Source organism: Mycobacterium sp. (genome assembly GCF_035274705.1).
Taxonomy (GTDB): domain Bacteria; phylum Actinomycetota; class Actinomycetes; order Mycobacteriales; family Mycobacteriaceae; genus Mycobacterium.
Window position 1 is genome coordinate 82,391 of sequence record NZ_DATENY010000109.1, and the last position, 18,894, is coordinate 101,284.

Below are 18,894 nucleotides of genomic sequence, written 5' to 3' on the forward strand. Positions count from 1 at the left end.
ATTCCAGTCGCGGCGGTCGAAGTCGGATCCACGTAACTCTGAAGAGCGACCGGGTGCTCCGGCACCAGATCGTTGGACCCGTCCTTCAACGCTTGGATGCATACCTCGCGGCTGCCGATGTTGAACTGCTCTTTCACGCTAGGTCCTGGCGCGCATCTGCGGTAGATATCGAGATGAATTACATGATTGTGCCGAACTGGCCGCCTGCCGCCCGACAACATTGAGGACCGGGACCTGAGGGGCGACGTCGCGGTAGCGGAGTCGATCCTTGATGACCTCGGCCGACTCATAGAGGACTGAGACCGGTCACCCCAGCGGGCCGGTAACCGATTCGGCAGCGGCGAGCAGTGATCCGTCGCGTGCGAGTCCGATGACGGCCTCGATCTCGGGAGCGAGGTGGCGGTCAGCGCCGGGACCGGCGACCCGTGCGCGGACAGCCTCGATGACGGCACCGGTTGCCGACGCCGGTTGCAGCGGCGCGCGCATGTCGATTCCCCTTGCGGCGGTGAGGATTTCGATGGCGAGAACGCGGGTGAGTCCGTCGATCGCCTTGCGCAGTTTCCGGGCCGCAGACCAACCCATCGAAACGTGATCTTCCTGCATCGCCGATGACGGGATGGAGTCGACGCTGGCAGGAACGGCCAGGCGTTTGAGTTCGGAAACGATCGCGGCCTGGGTGTACTGCGCGATCATGTGGCCACTGTCGACGCCAGGGTCGTCGGCGAGGAACGGGTTCAGCCCGTGACTTCGGGACGCGTCGAGGAATCGGTCGGTGCGGCGTTCACTGATGCTGGCCAGGTCGGCGACGACGATGGCCAGGAAATCGAGCACATAGGCGACGGGTGCGCCGTGGAAGTTGCCGTTTGATTCGACCGTTCCCGCATCCGTGACGACGGGGTTGTCGATGGTGCTGGCCAGCTCCCAGTTCGCGACATTGCGGGCGTGCGTCACGGTGTCCCGTGCCGCGCCGGCAACCTGCGGTGCGCACCGCAGCGAGTAAGCATCCTGGACCAGCGGGCAGTCCGGTCCGCTGTGGCTTGCGACGATCGGCGAACCGGCAAGGATTCGTGTCATGTTCGCCGCGGCTACCGCCTGGCCAGGTTGGGGCCGCAGCGCCTGCAGATGTGGGGCGAACACTCTGGCGGTACCGAGCAGTCCTTCAACGCTCATCGCCGCGGCGACGTCGGCCAGGCGCAGCAACCCGTCGAGGTCGGTCAATGCCAGGATCAATTGCCCGAGCATGCCGTCGGTGCCGTTGATCAGCGCAAGGCCTTCTTTCTCGGCGAGGACGACCGGTTCCAGGCCGTGTGTGCTGAGGGCATCCGCTGTTTGCCGAAGCTCACCGTCAGCCGTGCGCACCTGTCCTTCTCCCATGATCGCGAGTGCGACATGTGCGAGCGGCGCGAGGTCTCCGGAACAGCCGAGGCTGCCGTACTCGTAGACCACCGGCGTCAGGCCCGCTGAAAGCAGCCCCGCGTAGGCCTTGGCGACTTCCGAACGCACACCGGTACGGCCGGTCGCCAGCGTCGACAACCTCAGCAGCATCATCGCGCGGATGACCTCGCGCTCGACCTCGGGTCCGGACCCTGCGGCATGAGAGCGAATCAGGCTGCGCTGCAGCTTGGTTCGCAGCTCGAGCGGGATATGACGAGTTGCGAGCGCACCAAAGCCGGTGGATATGCCGTAAGCCGGCGTCGGATCGTCGGCGAGCGCTTCGATCCATCGACGACTCTCGGCAATAGCGGCAAGGGCGTCGTCGGCGATCTCCACGGGGTCGTCGTCCCGAGCCACCCGTACTACGTCGTCGGCCGTGACAGGACCGATACCCACAACCACCGGAGTCATCCGACGATTGTGCTACTAGCCTCATCCGGATGAGCGATCGCGTCGCACTGCGCGCAGGCATCCCGCCGTTCTATGTGATGGACGTGTGGCTGGCCGCCGCGGAGCGCCAGCGCACGCACGGCGACCTGGTCAACCTGTCAGCCGGGCAACCGAGCGCAGGCGCGCCCGCAGCAGTGCGCGCGGCGGCAAAAGAAGCGTTGGACCGCGGGCCTCTCGGCTACACCGTGGCACTCGGCATCCCGGAACTGCGAACCGCGATCGCGAGTTCGTACAAGGACCGGCATGGGCTCGATGTCGACCCGAATGACGTCGTGATCACCACCGGCTCGAGCGGCGGGTTCCTGTTGGCGTTCCTCGCGTGCTTCGACGTCGGCGACCGGGTGGCCATCGCCAGTCCGGGCTATCCCTGCTACCGCAACATCTTGTCCGCGCTTGGCTGCGAGGTCGTTGAGATCCCGTGCGGTCCCGACACCAGGTTTCAGCCGACGGCGCAGATGCTGGCCGACCTCGATCCACCAGTGAAGGGCGTGATCGTCGCGAGCCCTGCCAATCCCACCGGCACCGTCATCCCACCGGAAGAACTCGCGGCAATCGCGTCGTGGTGCGACGCCTCGGGTGTGCGATTGATCAGCGACGAGGTGTATCACGGGCTGGTCTACGAGGGCGCACCGGCGACCAGCTGCGCATGGGAAACGTCACGAGATGCCGTGGTGGTCAACAGCTTTTCGAAGTACTTCGCCATGACGGGCTGGCGGCTCGGCTGGCTGCTGGTGCCGCAAGAGCTGCAACGTGCGGTGGATTGCTTGGCGGGCAACTTCACGATCTGCCCGCCGGCACTGGCGCAGGTCGCCGCCGTCGCCGCGTTCACGCCGGAATCGGTCGCCGAGGCCGATGCGCTGCTGCATCACTATGCGGCCAACCGCCAGTTGCTCCTCGACGGGCTTCGTAGGATCGGCATCGACAAGCTGGCACCGACCGACGGCGCGTTCTACGTCTACGCCGACGTCTCACACCTGACGACCGATTCACTGTCGTTCTGCTCAAAGCTGTTGGAAGACACCGGCGTTGCGATCGCGCCGGGCATCGATTTCGACACCGTGCGTGGCGGCGCGTTCGTCCGGCTTTCGTTCGCGGGCCCGACCAGCGATATCGAAGAGGCGCTGCGCCGCATCGGCGCCTGGTTGGCCAAGGGCGGTGTTGTCGTTCAGACGGGCGCGGCAGCCAACTCGTCACCGAGGGTGAGTTGAACACCTGTCGCTGCCTGCACCTGATCGACAGACACGCCCGGCGCGGTTTCCACGAGGATCAGCTCTCCGTCGTTCCCAACGTCAACAACCGCGAGGTCCGTGACGATGCGGTGGACGACGCGCTCGCCAGTCAAGGGCAGGGTGCATTTCTCGACGATTTTCGGGTTGCCTTGCCGGTCAGTGTGTTCCATGAGGACAATGACGCGCGACGCCCCGTGCACCAGGTCCATGGCGCCCCCCATGCCCTTGACCATCTTCCCGGGGACCATCCAGTTCGCCAGGTCGCCGTGGCGCGACACCTCCATACCCCCGAGCACCGCGACGTCGATGTGTCCGCCGCGAATCATCCCGAACGACAAGGACGAGTCGAAGAACGACGCACCGGGCAGCACCGTGACGGTCTCTTTCCCGGCGTTGATCAGGTTCGCGTCGACGGCGTCCTCGGCGGGATACGGGCCAGTGCCGAGGATCCCGTTTTCCGAGTGCAGAGTCACCCGCACGGCCGGATCCAAATAGTCGGGAACGAGAGTCGGCAGTCCGATACCCAGGTTCACGTACTCGCCATCGTGAAGCTCGCGGGCCACCCGGCGGGCCATCTCCGGTCTGCTCCAGCCTCGGCTGGTCTGCGGCTCGGTCATGCTGGTACTCCTGCCTCGTCGCGGACCGTTCGCTTCTCGATGCGAACGTGCTGCGGGCCCGTCTCGACGATCCTCTGCACGAATACACCTGGAAGGTGAATGCCCTCGGGGTCGAGTTCGCCGGGCTCCACGAGTGTTTCCACCTCAGCGATCGTTATTCGGCCAGCCATCGCCGCCAACGGGTTGAAGTTCATCGCGGTCTTGTCGAAGACGAGATTTCCCTGGGTATCTCCGACGGCCGCATGGACGAGTGCGAAGTCGGTCCGGATGCTGGTTTCGAGCACGTAACGCTGGCCATCGAACTCTCGCGTCTCCTTGGGCGGCGAGGCGATTGCGACGGACCCATCCTGGGCGTAGCGCCACGGCAGACCGCCGTCAGCCACCAGGGTTCCCACCCCTGCGGGGGTGTAGAACGCAGGAATACCCGCTCCACCCGCACGCAAGCGCTCAGCGAGCGTGCCCTGTGGGGTCAACTCAACCTCGAGTTCGCCAGCTAGGTACTGTCGGGCGAATTCCTTGTTCTCGCCCACGTACGACGCCGTTATTCGGCGGATACGACGCAGGCCGAGCAGCACACCAAGTCCCACATCGTCGACGCCGCAGTTGTTGGAGTAAACCTCGAGATCGTCGACACCCGACTCGGCCAGTGCGCCGATGAGTGCGTCGGGAATACCGCAGAGACCGAAACCTCCGACTGCCAGGGAGGCTCCACTGCCAACATCGGCGATCGCCTCGTGGACGTCCTTGAGCTGCTTACTGGACATCAGCGTGACAACTTCCTGTCGATGCGTTCGCTCAACGAACGCGGTGATTTCACTGAACAGGACATCATCATCAATCGGCTGCTGCCAAGGTCTGTGGGGATTTCTCGAGGAAAGTGTCCGCCTGGCGGGATGAGGCATCGACGTAGCGTCCACTGAATGAACGCTACGATTTCGTGGTGGAGGATCTCAGCGCCGGCACCCCGGTCATCACGCGTGTCGCAGCCATCCTGCGTGCGGTCGGTAGCGCGCGCGGCGACGGCATGACGACTACCGCCTTGTCCCGCGCCACCGCAATACCGCGCGCGACGGCCCACCGCATGCTCACGGCACTGGCCGACCAAGGGCTCATCGACCGCGCGCCCAGCACTGGCTTGTGGTTCCTCGGCCCAGAGATCTATCTGCTCGGGTCCGTGGCTACCAGCCGCTACGACGCCGTGCCCGTCGCGGACGACATTCTGCGCGCTCTCGCAGACGACACCGGAGAGAGTGCCTTCCTCTCCGCGCGTCGCGCAGACGAATCGGTATGCGTGTCCGCCGTGGAGGGGAGCTTTCCGCTGCGGTCTCATGTGCTGCACCCGGGTAAGCGGTTTCCCTTGGGTGTCGCCTCCGCTGGCCTGGTGATGCTTGCACACCTTTCCGATGCCGAGGCCCACGCGTATCTGGATCGCACCGATCTCGAAGGTGAATGGGGCAGCGCGCACTCGAGAGCGGCGATCGAAAGCCGCATCCGACAAACAAGAATCAGCGGCTATTCGGTGAATCCTGGTCTGGTCGTGGAAGGCAGTTGGGGTATCGGAGCAGCGGTCTTCGATGCGTTTCGTCAGCCCCAATGGGCGTTGAGCCTGACCGGTGTGGAGGCCCGCTTCGCCGGACATCGGACGGAAAAGCTCGGCGAGGCGTTGTTGCGTGCGGCGCACGCACTGACACAGCGCCTCAAGCGCAAGTCGTAGGCACGCCAGCGCATCTGAGTCCCGGATTGCCGCCGACGAACTTTGCCTCAACCACACGACCGTCCGCCCCGAACTCACCGCACTGGGAACACCGCTCGCTGCGAACGGTAATGCCACCAACTCGGCCGGCATATCGGGCAGCCACACGGGGAACTGCGGTCGGGCTGAGCCGAAGTCTTGCGCGTTCGGCGGCCCAGCTGGTGCAGTCAACCCATGCCATTCATCGACCATCCGAAGGGCCGGGCGTACTACCGGCACTGGTCCGCCGCCGAGCCACGCGCCGCCGTCATATTTCTCCACGGTTTCGGCGAGCACACCGGTGTCTATCACCGTTACGGCTTCGCGCTGAATGCCGCCGGCATCGACCTGTGGGCGGTCGATCAGTTCGGCCACGGGCTCAGTCCCGGCAACCGCGGCGATTTCGGCTCGATTGAGGACAGCTCGGATCTGGCCGACACATTGACCGAACTTGCCGAAGGCGAACGCCCGGGTCTGCCGCTCGTCGCCCAGGGACATTCGTTCGGCTCGGTGGTCACCCTGTTCCGGCTACTGGAGCAACCCGAGCGTTACCGCACCGGCATCATCTCCGGCGCCCCGCTCGTCCCTATCCCCGAATTGCTGGACACCGACAGCGAATTCGACCTCGATCCCGGTTGGCTGTCGCAGGATCCGTTCTATCTGGATTCGCTGGAGAACGACCCGCTGGCCTTTGTCGACGCCGACGGCAAACCCCTGGCGCGCGAACTCGACAAAGCATGGGACCGGTTCGGCGCGGAGCTGCCGAAGCTGGCCGTGCCAACGCTGGCGGTGCATGGCGTCAACGATCCGATTGCACCCATTGGTCCGGTGCGGGCCTATGCCGAGCAGATCGAGGCACTGCAAATTGTCGAGTTCCCCGGTGCGCATCACGACATCCTGAACGAGACCGTTCATCACGAGGTAGCCGCTGCCATCGTGGACTTCATCGAGAACCGAGCGCTAGGGTGAGCCGGTGTTGAAGAAGACGGTGATCGCCGCGGCCGGCGCCCTCGCGGCGGGCGTGCTGCTCGCGACGCCTGCCAACGCCGATCCAGGCGACAACCCGTGTCAGCTCGCGGTTACGTTCTTATGCAAATTCGTCCCGATCGCACCTGAGCTCGAGGGCGACGTCGACCTCACGGTAGACCAACCGCCGGCTGACCCCAATGCCCCACCACCCGAGTCACTGCCGGTGGCCCCGCTTTGTGCCGCGGGCTGTATCTAGAGCCAGGTGTCGTCGGTGGTGGCGGTGAGAAAGGCCTCGAGGTCGTCGCGCCACTGAGCCGGGGTGTTCTTGTCGGGTTCGATGCCGGTGTACTGACCGCGGTAGAACAGCAGCGGCCTCGGCTTCTTGTGTGGCACGTCGGACATCGAATGCACCGCGCCGAACACGACGAAGTGATCACCGCCGTCGTGCACCGAGTGCACCATGCAGTCGATGTGCGCCAGCGTCCCGTCGATGACCGGTGAGCCGAGTTTAGAAGGGCGCCAGTCGATCCCGGCGAACTTGTCCGGCTCCTTGGACCCGAACCGCGACGACACGTCCTTCTGCTGCTCGTGCAGCACATTCACACAGAACCGGCCGCTGGCCTCAATGGCCTGCCAGGACCGCGACACCTTCGTCGGGCAGAACAACACCAGCGGCGGTTCCAGCGACAGCGCCGCAAAGGACTGGCACGCGAACCCGACGGGTGCGCCGTCCTGCATGGTGGTGATCACGGTGATGCCCGTACAGAACTGCCCGAGCACATTGCGGAATGTGCGCGGGTCGAGCGGTTCCCTGGTCACGAACTCTTGAAGCCGACGCTGAAGTCGTGGCCCCACAGGCTGACCGCCGTGCTCTCGCGGGCGATCCAGTCCTGATCGTCGACCTGCAGTCCCTCGCAGCCGAATTCGACGTCGAAGCCGCCTGGTGTCTTCATGTAGAACGACAGCATCTTGTCGTTGACGTGCCGGCCGAGTGTCGCCGACATCGGCACCTTGCGCCGCAGCGCGCGGTCCAGGCACAGTCCGACGTCGTCGGAGCCCTCCACCTCGACCATCAAATGCACGATGCCGCTGGGGGTTTCGCCAGGCATGAACGCCAGACTGTGGTGACGCGGGTTGACCCCGAAGAACCGAAGCCATGCCGGAGGGCCATCGGCGGGCCTGCCGACGAGCTGCGGCGGCAACCGCATCGAATCACGAAGGTAGAACCCGAGGACGTCACGGTAGAAGTGCAGCGACTCCGCGTCGTCACGGGTGGTGAGCACCACGTGTCCCAGACCCTGTTCTTCGGTGACGAACTTGTGCCCGTAGGGACTGACGACGCGACGGTGTTCCAGAGCCGCGCCGTGGAACACCTCCAAGGTGTTGCCTGACGGATCCTGGAACCGGATGAACTCGTCGACGCGACGGTCGGCCAGCTCGGCGGCAGTGGCTTCTTTGTAGGGAGTGCCTTCGAGGTCGAGTCGGTTGCGAATCTCCTGCAGCGCTGCGGCATTGGCGGTTTCCCAGCCGGACTCCAGTAGCCGGTCATGCTCGCCCGGGACGATCACCAGCCGGGCGGGAAACTCATCCATCCGCAGGTAGAGCGCGCCCTCGGTCTGGCCCTTGCCCTCGACCATGCCGAGAACCTTCAACCCGTATTCGCGCCAGGCCGCGACGTCAGTGGACTCGATGCGCAGATAGCCCAACGATCGGATGCTCATGACCCGCCTCCTAAGAAGTCGATGGTCAGTTTGTTGAATTCGTCGAACTTCTCCAACTGTGCCCAATGCCCGCACTGCCCGAACACGTGCAGCTGCACGCGGGGGATCTGTTTGAGGGCGACCAGTGCACCGTCGAGCGGGTTGACGCGGTCCTCGCGACCCCAGATCAGGAGTACCCGCTGGCGCAGCTTGTATACCTCACGCCACATCATGCCCAGCTCGAAGTCGGGGCCGGCGAACGACTTTCCCATCGCCCGGGCCGCGGCGAGCGACTCGGGCTGGCTGGCGATCTGGAAGCGCTCGTCGATCAGTTCTGGCGTCACCAGTTTCTGGTCGTAGACCATGATGCGCAGGAACTTCTCCATGTTCTCGCGCGTCGGCTCGGCGGTGAACTTGCCGAGCAGCTTGACGCCCTCGGTTGGATCGGGCGCGAAGAGGTTGACTGACAGCCCGCCCGGGCCCATCAGCACGAGCCGGCCGGCGCGCGACGGATTGTCCAAAGCGAACCGCACCGCGGTGCCGCCCCCGAGCGAATTGCCCACCAGCGCAGCACGTTCCAGACCGAGATGGTCAAACAGGTTCAGCACGGCGGTCGCGCTGTAGCGGTTGTACTGCTCGTGCTCGGTGTGCTTGTCGGAGTGGCCGTAGCCGGGCTGGTCGATGGCCAGCACATGGAAATGCTGCGCCAGCACGGCGATGTTGCGCCCGAAGTTCGACCAGCTCGACGCCCCCGGGCCGCCGCCGTGCAGCAGCACGATCGTCTGGTCGTTACCGACGCCGGCCTCGTGGTAGTGCAGCCGCATGTCCTCGCGGACCTGCGCGTAGCGCGAAGTCGATTCGAACGTGATCTCTTGCTGTTGTGCAGCTTCTGCGGCGAATGACGTCATCAGACCATGGTGTCGCCGGGCGGTAGCCCGAACTCGTGGTTTCCGAAAATCAGGTAGGCACGCTCCGGATCGTTGGCCGCGTGCACACGGCCGGCGTGCGCGTCACGCCAGAAGCGTTGGATCGGAGCGCTATTGGCGAGCGCGGTGGCTCCCGACGCCTCGAACAGGCGGTCGATCGACGCGATGGCGCGGCCGGTGGCACGGACCTGGTCACGACGGGCCCGGGCGCGCAGGTCGAACGGGATCTCCTGGCCCGACGACAGCAGCGCGTACTCGTCGGCGACATTGCCGATCAACTGTCGCCACGCCGCGTCGATGTCACTGGCTGCCTCGGCGATGCGGACCTTGGCGAACGGGTCGTCCTTGGCCTTCTCCCCCGCGAACGCCGCGCGCACCCGTGTGCCCTGATGTTCGACGTGCGCCTCGTAGGCGCCGTAGGCCATGCCGACAATCGGCGCCGAGATCGTCGTCGGATGCACTGTGCCCCAGGGCATCTTGTACACCGGCGAGGTGTTGGTCTGCAGACCGCCTGCCGTGTGGTCATTCATCGACTTGTACGACAGGAACCGATGCGTCGGAACGAACACATCCTTGACGACCAGCGTGTTGCTGCCCGTCCCGCGCAGGCCGACCACATGCCACACGTCGTCGATCTCGTACTCGGTGCGCGGGATCAGGAAGCTACCGAAGTCCACCGGCCGTCCATCTTTGATGACCGGCCCGCCGACGAACGTCCACGTCGCATGGTCGCAACCTGATGACCAGTTCCACGAGCCGTTGACGAGGTAGCCGCCGTCGACCACCTGGCCAGCACCCATCGGTGCGTACGACGACGACACCCGAACCGTCGAGTCGTCGCCCCAGACCTCTTCCTGGGCCTGCTGGTCGAACAACGCGAGGTGCCAGTTGTGGACACCGACGATGGAGCTCACCCAGCCGGTGGAGCCGCACGCGCTGGCGATCCGGCGCACGGCCTCGTAGAACACGGTCGGATCGCACTGGAAGCCGGCCCACTGCTCGGGCTGCAACAGCTTGAAGAAACCGACCTCGTCGAGGTCCTTGATCGTCTCCTCGGGAATCTTGCGCAGGTCCTCGGTCGCCTGAGCCCGCTTGGCGATCAATGGCAGCAGGTCGTCGATGCCGGCTAGGACCGACTGCACGTCACGCTGTTCAATGGACGTCACTGCTTTGCCTCCCGGGAGTAGACCTAGACAGAGATTAGAACACGTTACGATTTGTGTCGAGCAGCGCATTCCTGCGGCAGCTGGACCTGCGGACATGCATTTCTGTAACCTGTTCTAGTTATCGCCGAATTTTGCACAGGGAGGGCCACCCGCCGTGACGGACGAGCCACTCGGTAGCCACGTGCTCGAGCTGCAGGTGGCCGACGTCGTCGAGGAGACCGCCGACGCGCGATCGCTGGTGTTCACGGTGCCGGACGGCGTCCAGATTCCGCCCGAAAAACTCCGTTACTCGCCGGGGCAGTTCTTGACGCTTCGCGTGCCCAGCGATCGCACCGGATCGGTGGCCCGCTGCTACTCGCTGTGCAGCTCACCGTTCACCGCAGACCCGATGACCGTGACGGTCAAGCGCACCGCCGACGGCTACGCGTCGAACTGGTTGTGCGACCACGCGCAGGCCGGCATGAAGATCCACGTGCTGGCGCCGTCGGGCACCTTCGTCCCCAAGACGCTCGACACCGACTTCCTGCTGCTGGCGGCCGGCAGCGGCATCACCCCGATGATGTCGATCTGCAAGTCCGCGTTGTCCGAGGGCAGCGGCAAGGTCGTGCTCATCTATGCCAACCGCGACGAGAATTCGGTCATCTTCGGCGGCACGCTGCGTGACTTGTCGGCCAAATATCCCGACCGCCTCACGGTCGTCCACTGGCTGGAAACGGTCCAGGGGTTGCCGAGTGCGGCGGCGCTGGCGGGACTGGCGGCACCGCATGTCAGCCACGACGCATACATATGCGGGCCCGGCCCGTTCATGGCCGCGGCCGAGGAGGCGCTCAAGACCGTCGGCGCCGACCGCATCCACATCGAGGTGTTCAAGTCGCTGGAGTCCGACCCGTTCGCGGCGGTCGTCATCGAGGAAGACGACAGCGACGAAGGACCCGCCACGGCGATCGTGACGCTGGACGGTGAACGACACGAGGTGCGGTGGCCGCGCAACGCCAAGCTGCTCGACGTGCTGCTCGACAAGGGGCTGGACGCGCCGTTCTCCTGCCGTGAGGGCCACTGCGGTGCCTGCGCGGTGTTGAAGAAGAGTGGCGATGTCGAGATGGAAGTCAACGACGTGCTCGAACAGCAGGACCTCGACGAGGGCCTGATCTTGGGCTGCCAAGCCCGGCCGCGATCCGATTCGGTCGAAGTCACCTACGACGAATAGGCCGCGGGCTACCATTTCGCCGCACCGGAGGGAGCAATCGTGAAGCGGTTCGCCAGCATTCTTGCGGTGGTCTCGGCGACGTGGTTGACGGTCGCACTCGTCACGCCGGACGCGACGTCGTCCGCGGCGGCCGACACCGCTAACGCGTCGATCCCCGTCGACGGCGCCACCACGCTCGAAATGCACGCCACCGCAAATTGTGTGAAGGCGGAGAACAACTGCTTCTTCAACACGAGCGCGAACCTGCTCACCCCCGATGGCCCAATCGGTTTCCCGGATGACCTGTGGGCACGCCAGACCACCACGTTGCGCACGTCGCGCCAAACCGTGTACGTGGACGCCGATTTCGATGCGCCGAATACGCGAATGTTCAAGTCCATCAGGGATGTTGAGTTCTCGACGGTCTACTTCGGTGGCGGGCCCGTGGAGAAATATCAGATCCACGGCAACGCCTGGCCCACCGACTGGAGCACCGGCCAGCCGCGACCGGATTCAGACTTCATTGTCTGCGCGCACGTTCAGGTCGTCTATGCAGGCGTGAACCTCACGTCACCCGACGCGTGCGCCTGGACCACGTTCAGCTAAGTACGCGCGAGCAGACGCAAAGTGCTCCGTTTCCTCGGCGTGTCGGGGACTTTTGCGACTGCTCGCGCTAAGAACTAGCGCGGCAATCCCAGCAGGCGCTCGCCGGCCAGCGTGAGCAGGATCTGCTCTGTGCCACCCGCGATGGTCAGGCAACGCGTGTTGAGGAAGTCGTGCACGGTCGTGTTCTCGACGACGCCCGCACCCTCGGACAGCTCCATCCGGAACTCCGAGAGCACCTGTCGATACCGCACGCCAATCAACTTGCGAGCGGAGGATTCTGCGCCCGGGTCCTGACCGCCGACGGCCAGTTGCGCGATGCGCTGATCCAGCAGAGAGCCGACCTGAGCCGAGCGGATCAGCTCACCCAACCGGTCCTGTTCGGCCGGATCGAGCTCGACCGTCGTGACCTGGCGCAGCAGCTCTTCCATCGGATTGCCCAGTGCGGTGCCGTGCGCCATCGCGACTCGCTCGTTGGCCAGCGTGGTGCGGGCCAGCCGCCATCCGTCGTTCACCTCGGCGACGACCATCTCGTCGGGAACGAACACATCGTCGAAGAACACCTCGTTGAACAACTCGTCGCCGGTGATCTCGCGCAGCGGGCGGATCACGATGCCCGGTGTCTTCATGTCGACGAGGAAGTAGGTAATTCCCTTGTGCTTGGGCGCATCTGGGTCGGTGCGCGCCAGGCACACACCCCAGTGCGCCTTGTGGCCCGCCGATGTCCAGACCTTCTGCCCGGTCAGCAGCCAGCCGCCATCGGTGCGAACGGCCTTGGTGCGCAAGGACGCAAGGTCGGAGCCCGCGCCGGGCTCGCTGAACAGCTGGCACCAGATCAGCTCGCCGCGCAGCGTGGCCGGTACGAACCGGTCGATCTGCGCTTGGCTGCCATGCTCGAGGATCGTCGGCACGGCCCACCAGCCGATGACCAAGTCGGGCCGCTCCACCTGGGCCGCCGCCATCTCCTGGTCGATCAACAGCTGTTCGGCGGGCGAGGCCTCCCGGCCCCACGGCCGCGGCCAGTGCGGTGCCAGCAGACCCGCGTCAGCCAGAGCAATCTGACGCTTCTCGACGGGCTGCGCCGCAACTTCGGCGACGGCCGCCGAGATTTCGGGACGCAAGTGTGCGACCGAGTCGAGGTCGATGTGCAGCTCGCGACGGATGCCGGCTTGCGTCAAGGACGCGATGCGTCGCGTCCAGTGTTCGCGTCCACCCAGAAACCGCGAAATGCCGTATGCGCGACGCAAATACAGATGTGCGTCGTGTTCCCACGTGATGCCGATGCCGCCGAGCACCTGGATGCAGTCCTTGGCGTTGGCCTTGGCGGCCCAGATGCCGGTGGCGGCAGCGATGGCCGCGGCGATCGACAACTGTTCGTCGTCGGAATCCCCGGCGGCCCGCGCGGCGTCGGCTGCGGCGACGGCGGCCTGCTTGGACCGCAACAACATCTCCGCGCACATGTGCTTGATCGCCTGGAAGCTCCCGATTGGCTTGCCGAACTGCTCGCGTACCTTCGCGTACTCGGTGGCGGTCTCCAGCGTCCAGCGCGCTACACCCGCCGCTTCGGCGGCCAGGACGGCGGCGGTGAGGTCCTCGCCTCGCTGCGCCGAGACATCCAGCAGCTCGGCGGGCGACGAGTCGAACGTCACCCGCGCCAGCGGGCGGGAGAAGTCGGTGGCCTTCAGCGGTTCGACGGCCACACCGTCGGCGGCCCCGTCAACCAGCAGCCATCGGCCGTCGGCCTCGATCACCAGCACCCCGACCCGGTCGGCCCCGAGCACGTATTCGGCCGTGCCGGAGACCCGGCCGTCGTCGTAGCGCAGCGTGGTGGACAGCGCGACGCCGGCCGTCCGCTGGCCGGACGCCAGAGCCTCGAGCAGGTCGGAATGGGAGTCGCCGATGAGCAACGTGGCCAGTGCCGTCGTCGCAACGGGGCCGGGCACCATCGCTGCGGCCGCCTCGTCGACCATCGCGCACAGGTCCTCGATCGTGCCGCCCGCGCCACCGTGCTCTTCGGCAAGCGCGACGCCGAAGATCCCGAGTTGCGCCAGCCCCTCGTAGGGCGCACGCCAAGCGTCGGGCTCGCCGTGCTCGACGTCGCGCGCGGCCTCGATCGAACCGGAGCCGGCCGCCCAGCTACGGACCAGTTCCCGTGCGGCAAACTGCTCGTCAGTGATCGTGGCCGACAACGTGACTCCTATTGTTTGGGCGAGAAGAGCGTGCTTCTCACTAGAACGTGTTCTAATAGTGCCAGCGTTCGACCGTCAAGTCGACTGGCATTGCGGCAGGACACGTCGGTGTCGGTCGGGCACGGAGGGGAGAAATTGTCCATCGGCGTGCGTATCGTTTTTGTCGATATCGTTAGATGAAGGAGCCAACGCCCGGATGTCGTCGCCAGCACACACCAACCCGTCCTCGGGGTCTGACTCCACACCGCGTCAGGTGATGGCGGTGTCCGTGCTGGCCGAGTCGGAACTCGGTTCGGAAGCCCAGCGGGAGCGCCGCAAGCGCATCCTGGACGCCACCCTGGCCATCGCCTCCAAGGGCGGATACGAGGCCGTTCAGATGCGGGCCGTCGCCGAACGCGCGGATGTCGCCGTTGGCACCCTGTACAGGTACTTCCCGTCGAAGGTGCACCTACTGGTCTCCGCCTTGGGCCGGGAGTTCGAGCGCATCGACGCCAAAACCGACCGCGCAGCCCTGTCCGGCGGCACGCCGTATCAGCGGTTGAGCTTCATGGTCGGCAAGCTCAATCGAGCGATGCAGCGCAACCCGCTGCTGACCGAGGCGATGACCCGCGCATTCGTGTTCGCCGACGCGTCGGCGGCGGGTGAGGTTGATCACGTCGGCAAGCTGATGGATTCGATGTTCGCGCGCGCGATGAGTGACGGCGAGCCGACCGAGGATCAGTACCACATCGCCCGCGTCATCTCGGACGTCTGGCTGTCGAACCTGCTGGCCTGGCTAACTCGGCGGGCGTCGGCAACCGACGTCAGCAAGCGACTGGATCTGGCCGTCCGTCTGCTCATCGGGGACGGCGAGCACCCTAAGATTTAACAGGTGGCATCGGAGCCGCCTCAGCGGCGACATTCAGCGGAAGCGCTACCACCCGCATTGCGACGCGCACTCGGCACGGTTGCACGGGTGCCGCGGTTGCTGGTCGCCTGCGACTACGACGGCACCTTGGCGCCGATCGTCGCCAATCCCGACGACGCCAAACCCCTCGCGGCGTCCGCGGCCACGCTGCGCGAGCTGGCTGCCCTGCCGTCGACGGCTGCTGCGTTGATCTCCGGGCGGGCGCTGCGCGACCTCGCGACGTTGTCCCGGATGCCCGCCGAGGTGCACCTGGTCGGCAGCCACGGCTCGGAGTTCGACACCGGCTTCGTGCACGCAATCGACGATGCGGCCAAGGCGCTGCTGAGAAAGATCAAGGACACCTTGGGCGCGATTGCGGCCGAGTACGCCGGCGTGACGGTCGAAATCAAGCCGGCCAGCGTCGCGCTGCATGTGCGCAACGCCGACCCTGCCGACGCCACCGACGCGCTCATCAAGGCGCACGCCGCCTCACAGTCCTGGAACGCGCAGATCACCGAGGGCAAGGCTGTGCTCGAGTTCGCGGTGATCCAGACCGACAAGGGCCAGGCCCTGGACATCCTGCGCCATCAGCAGGGCGCATCGGCCGCGGTGTTCATCGGCGACGACGTCACGGACGAGAAGGCGTTTCGCCGGCTGCACGGACCCGACATCGGCATCAAGGTAGGCGAAGGGGACACGCTGGCCGGCTATCGCATCGATTCCCCCGAAGAAGTGGCTCTCGCGCTGCAGTGCCTACTCGACGCGCGCCGCACCTGGCTGCTGGGCGGTCACAGCACGCCGATTGAGCGGCTGACGATGCTCGCGAACGCTCGGACGGTTTCGCTACTGACGCCCGACGCGGATGTGGTGTGGATGTGTCACCCGCAGGCCGATTCTGCGGCGGTGTTCTCGCGGCTGCTCGGCGATGCGACCGCCGGTCACTTCGCGATCGGCCCGCAGCGCGAGGCGCTGCCGCTCAGCCAGCGCTACGTGACGGGCACGATGACCGTCGAAACCCGTTGGGCCAGTTTGCTTGTGACCGACTATCTGTCCCATGACGTCGGCGCCGGCCGCACCGACTTGATCCGCGTCATCAGCGGGCAGGCGAAGGCCGTCGTGGAGTTCGCGCCGCGCCCCGAGTTCGCGCAGACGCCGGTTCACCTGCGCGTCGACGAGGACGGGCTGCGGGTATTCGCAACGAACGAGCCGATGGTGTTGCGGTCGCCCGGCGTCGAGTGGGAGATCGTTCCCGACGGCATCCACGACACCGCGCGCGCCGTGATCGACCCGTCAGAAGGCCCGTGCATCTTGGAGTTGCGGTGCGGCACGGAGGATCTGGCCGAAAGTCCGGTCGACGACTCGTCGCGTCGCGAGCGGGCCGAAAGCCATTGGCGCGACTGGGTATCCACGCTGGCCTTGCCGTCGATGAAGCCGGAGCTGATGAGGAGGTCAGCCCTGACTCTGCGCGCGCTGGTGCACGCGGATACCGGTGCAATCATGGCGGCGGCCACCACGTCACTGCCTGAGGAAATCGGCGGGGTGCGCAACTGGGATTACCGCTACTGCTGGATCCGCGACGCGGCGATGACGGCTTCGGCGCTCGTGTCGCTGGGCTCGCTCGGCGAAGCCGAGGGCTATCTGAACTGGCTGCACAGCGTGATCGAGACGATGCACGGGCCGGAGCGACTACATCCGCTGTATGCGTTGTCGGGAGCGATACTCGGCCCCGAGGCCGTGATCGATTCGCTGCCAGGGTATGCGGGCTCACGTCCTGTGCGTGTGGGTAATGCCGCGAATGCTCAGGTGCAACTGGATGTTTTCGGGCCCGTGGTGCAGCTGATCTCCGACCTGTGTCATCGGCGGCTGACTGTTGGCGTGACGGACCCGTTGACGGATGCCGACTGGAATCTTGTCAGCGAGATGGTGTTTGCCGTCGAAAGCCGTTGGGTGGAGGCCGATCACGGGATCTGGGAGATTCGCGGCGCACCGCGCCATCACGTCTACTCGAAGGTGATGTGTTGGCTGACAGTGGACCGGGCGCTGAAGCTGGCCTCGGAGTTCGGCCGCGAGGCGCCGCCCGGGTGGGCGACCCTGCGCGACGTCATTTCCAAACAGGTTCGCGAGCGTGGCTGGAATAACGAGGTGAAGTCGTTCACCGCGGCCTACGACGGCACCGACCTCGATGCGGCCACGCTGCACATCGGGTTGTCGGGGTTGATCGATCCGTCCGATGAGCGGTTCGCCGCCACCGTGGTCGCGACGGAGGCCGAACTGCGCAGCGGCGCAACGGTTTACCGCTATCACCGCGATGACGGCCTGCCAGGCACCGAAGGCGGCTTCCATCTGTGCGCGGCGTGGCTGCTTGAGGCCTATCTGCTGACCGATCAACGGTCGCAGGCCGAGGCGCTGTTCGACCGGCTGGTCGCGGCGGCGGGCCCGACGGGCCTGCTGTCCGAGGAATACGACCCGGTCGCCGAGCGGGCGCTGGGCAATCATCCGCAGGCGTACAGCCACATCGGCCTGCTGCGCTGCGCGCAACTACTGGACGCTTGAGCGCCGCGTGGGCCCACACGTGAGTAGGGGACGACCACTTCTGTACACAATCTCGCAGCGTGTTGCGTGCAGACACGGTCGCTCGCCCGGGGGGGTTAGGCGGGTGGGCCGGACGTGCGGCCGCGTACGACTTCGGTGTCGAGCACGTCGATGACCGGCAGACCGTCTCGCGGAGGGTTGTGCAGCAGCCGTCCGGCGCGACGGCCCTTCTCCAGGCTCGGCTGCACGACGGTGGTCAGGCCGCGGCCCAATGCCTCGGGTACGCCGTCGAATCCGGTGACGGTCATCTGGCCCGGCACGTAGATTCCGCGCGCGCGTAGGTAGTCCATCGCCGAGAGGGCGAGTACGTCGGCCGTGCACATCAGCGCGGTGATGCGTGGATTCGCGTCCAGCGCAACCTCGGCGGCCGCCCCGCCCGACGTCGGTAGATGCTCGTAGCTCTCCACGACGGTCAGGGAATCCGGATCCAGACCGGCCGCCGACATCGCATCGTAGACGCCGTGAATGCGCTCGCGCTGCACGTGAAAGTGCGGCGTCTGCACGCGCTCCGGGTCGGCCACCGCCGGCCGCGGTCCGCCGTGCGGCCAGACGCGGCCCAGCCGCATCGTCAACAGCCCGATCTCGGTATGACCAAGCCCGACAACATATTCCGCAAGCCTGCGCATCGCGTCGCGGTCGTCGATGCATACCCGCGATGTGCCGGGCACGTCCTTGGGCTGGTCAACGACGACGACGGGCAGGTGCCGCTGCTGCACCACGGACAGATACGGGTCGTCGTCTGACGCCGAGTAGACGACGAAGCCGTCGACTCCGGCAGCGAGCACGGCCGCCGACCCGTCGCTGACGCTGCGGTTCGGGCCGATCGCCACGAGCAGCAGGCCCTGCCCCGCCTCCTCACACGATTCTGCAAGGCCGGCAACGAAATCCAGCGCTGCCGGATCGCTGAACGAATAGTTGAGCGGTTCGGTGATCATCAGCCCGACCGCGCCCGCCTTGCGGGTCCGCAGCGAGCGGGCCACCGGGTCCGGCCCCGGGTAACCGATCCGCTTCGCGGTGGCCAGCACCCGCTCGCGCAGGTCCGCCGACAGCTGGTCGGGCCGGTTGTATGCGTTGGAGATGGTGGTGCGCGAGACCTTGAGTTCGGCAGCCAACGAGGCCAGGGTCGCCCGCCGTCTGGGCGTTGGACTCCTGGACATGCTCTCTGACGTTAGTGGATCGCGACTTGTCAGCGATGAGCGCTCGCGCGAAGAGCCG

At 65.9% G+C, this 18,894-nt stretch carries 17 protein-coding genes; 8 read left to right on the top strand and 9 right to left on the bottom strand.

The window, feature by feature from the left end; all coding sequences use genetic code 11:
* Nucleotides 1–306 precede the first annotated feature (306 nt).
* The gene (gene hutH, locus VJV41_RS22970) at nt 307–1,845 is read right to left on the bottom strand and encodes a histidine ammonia-lyase (protein WP_325337557.1); all 1,539 of its coding nucleotides are present in this window, start codon (nt 1,843–1,845) and stop codon (nt 307–309) included.
* 29 nt (nt 1,846–1,874) lie between these two features.
* Between hutH and VJV41_RS22975 the strand changes: the two genes are divergently transcribed.
* On the top strand, nt 1,875–3,092 hold the full coding sequence (locus tag VJV41_RS22975; RefSeq protein ID WP_325337558.1) for a pyridoxal phosphate-dependent aminotransferase: 1,218 nt from the start codon (nt 1,875–1,877) through the stop codon (nt 3,090–3,092).
* Here VJV41_RS22975 and VJV41_RS22980 read toward each other — a convergent pair.
* Together VJV41_RS22980 and VJV41_RS22985 are read right to left on the bottom strand one after the other, a co-directional pair.
* On the bottom strand, nt 3,050–3,730 hold the full coding sequence (locus VJV41_RS22980; protein WP_325337560.1) for a CoA transferase subunit B: 681 nt from the start codon (nt 3,728–3,730) through the stop codon (nt 3,050–3,052). The genes VJV41_RS22975 and VJV41_RS22980 overlap by 43 nt on opposite strands.
* Nucleotides 3,727–4,494, bottom strand: a complete 768-nt coding sequence (locus VJV41_RS22985) for a CoA transferase subunit A (protein ID WP_325337562.1) — start codon at nt 4,492–4,494, stop codon at nt 3,727–3,729. The genes VJV41_RS22980 and VJV41_RS22985 overlap by 4 nt, the downstream gene beginning before the upstream one ends.
* A 176-nt stretch (nt 4,495–4,670) precedes the next feature.
* On the opposite strand from VJV41_RS22985, the gene VJV41_RS22990 reads away from it, so the two are divergent.
* From VJV41_RS22990 to VJV41_RS23000, 3 genes are all read left to right on the top strand, one after another.
* Nucleotides 4,671–5,444, top strand: coding sequence for an IclR family transcriptional regulator (locus tag VJV41_RS22990; RefSeq protein ID WP_325337564.1), 774 nt, complete (start codon nt 4,671–4,673; stop codon nt 5,442–5,444).
* Between the two features lie 213 nt (nt 5,445–5,657).
* Nucleotides 5,658–6,431, top strand: coding sequence for an alpha/beta fold hydrolase (locus VJV41_RS22995; RefSeq protein ID WP_325337566.1), 774 nt, complete (start codon nt 5,658–5,660; stop codon nt 6,429–6,431).
* A gap of 4 nt (nt 6,432–6,435) precedes the next feature.
* Nucleotides 6,436–6,687: a fibronectin-binding protein gene (locus VJV41_RS23000; protein ID WP_325337567.1), complete on the top strand. Its 252-nt coding sequence runs from the start codon at nt 6,436–6,438 to the stop codon at nt 6,685–6,687.
* Here VJV41_RS23000 and hsaB read toward each other — a convergent pair.
* The 4 genes from hsaB to hsaA are packed head-to-tail and all read right to left on the bottom strand — an operon-like array spanning nt 6,684 to nt 10,223.
* Nucleotides 6,684–7,250 carry a 3-hydroxy-9,10-secoandrosta-1,3,5(10)-triene-9,17-dione monooxygenase reductase subunit gene (gene hsaB / locus VJV41_RS23005; RefSeq protein ID WP_325337569.1) on the bottom strand — a complete coding sequence of 189 codons (567 nt, stop codon included), beginning with the start codon at nt 7,248–7,250 and terminating at the stop codon, nt 6,684–6,686. The genes VJV41_RS23000 and hsaB overlap by 4 nt on opposite strands.
* Entirely contained in the window at nt 7,247–8,152 is a 906-nt protein-coding gene (gene hsaC, locus VJV41_RS23010) for an iron-dependent extradiol dioxygenase HsaC (RefSeq protein WP_325337571.1), read from the bottom strand. The genes hsaB and hsaC overlap by 4 nt, the downstream gene beginning before the upstream one ends.
* The gene (gene hsaD, locus VJV41_RS23015; RefSeq protein WP_325337573.1) at nt 8,149–9,039 is read right to left on the bottom strand and encodes a 4,5:9,10-diseco-3-hydroxy-5,9,17-trioxoandrosta-1(10),2-diene-4-oate hydrolase; all 891 of its coding nucleotides are present in this window, start codon (nt 9,037–9,039) and stop codon (nt 8,149–8,151) included. The genes hsaC and hsaD overlap by 4 nt, the downstream gene beginning before the upstream one ends.
* Nucleotides 9,039–10,223, bottom strand: coding sequence for a 3-hydroxy-9,10-secoandrosta-1,3,5(10)-triene-9,17-dione monooxygenase oxygenase subunit (hsaA, locus tag VJV41_RS23020; protein ID WP_325337575.1), 1,185 nt, complete (start codon nt 10,221–10,223; stop codon nt 9,039–9,041). Before hsaA ends, hsaD begins: the two co-directional genes overlap by 1 nt.
* 154 nt (nt 10,224–10,377) lie before the next feature.
* Here hsaA and VJV41_RS23025 point away from each other — a divergent pair, with 154 nt between their 5' ends.
* Together VJV41_RS23025 and VJV41_RS23030 are read left to right on the top strand one after the other, a co-directional pair.
* Nucleotides 10,378–11,430, top strand: a complete 1,053-nt coding sequence (locus VJV41_RS23025; RefSeq protein ID WP_325337577.1) for a ferredoxin--NADP reductase — start codon at nt 10,378–10,380, stop codon at nt 11,428–11,430.
* A 39-nt stretch (nt 11,431–11,469) separates the two neighbouring features.
* On the top strand, nt 11,470–12,015 hold the full coding sequence (locus VJV41_RS23030) for a hypothetical protein (protein WP_325337579.1): 546 nt from the start codon (nt 11,470–11,472) through the stop codon (nt 12,013–12,015).
* A 74-nt stretch (nt 12,016–12,089) separates the two neighbouring features.
* Here VJV41_RS23030 and VJV41_RS23035 read toward each other — a convergent pair whose 3' ends face one another.
* Nucleotides 12,090–14,201, bottom strand: coding sequence for an acyl-CoA dehydrogenase (locus VJV41_RS23035; protein ID WP_325337581.1), 2,112 nt, complete (start codon nt 14,199–14,201; stop codon nt 12,090–12,092).
* A 262-nt stretch (nt 14,202–14,463) separates the two neighbouring features.
* Here VJV41_RS23035 and kstR point away from each other — a divergent pair, with 262 nt between their 5' ends.
* A complete protein-coding gene (gene kstR, locus VJV41_RS23040) occupies nt 14,464–15,069 on the top strand; it encodes a cholesterol catabolism transcriptional regulator KstR (RefSeq protein ID WP_325337741.1) in 606 nt (201 codons plus the stop codon).
* Nucleotides 15,070–15,072: 3 nt separating this feature from the next.
* Entirely contained in the window at nt 15,073–17,640 is a 2,568-nt protein-coding gene (gene otsB / locus VJV41_RS23045) for a trehalose-phosphatase (RefSeq protein ID WP_325337583.1), read from the top strand.
* A gap of 95 nt (nt 17,641–17,735) precedes the next feature.
* Here the strand turns inward: otsB and VJV41_RS23050 are convergent, their stop codons facing one another.
* Complete coding sequence (locus VJV41_RS23050; RefSeq protein WP_325337585.1) at nt 17,736–18,836, bottom strand: substrate-binding domain-containing protein; 1,101 nt, start codon at nt 18,834–18,836, stop codon at nt 17,736–17,738.
* Nucleotides 18,837–18,894: the final 58 nt, after the last annotated feature.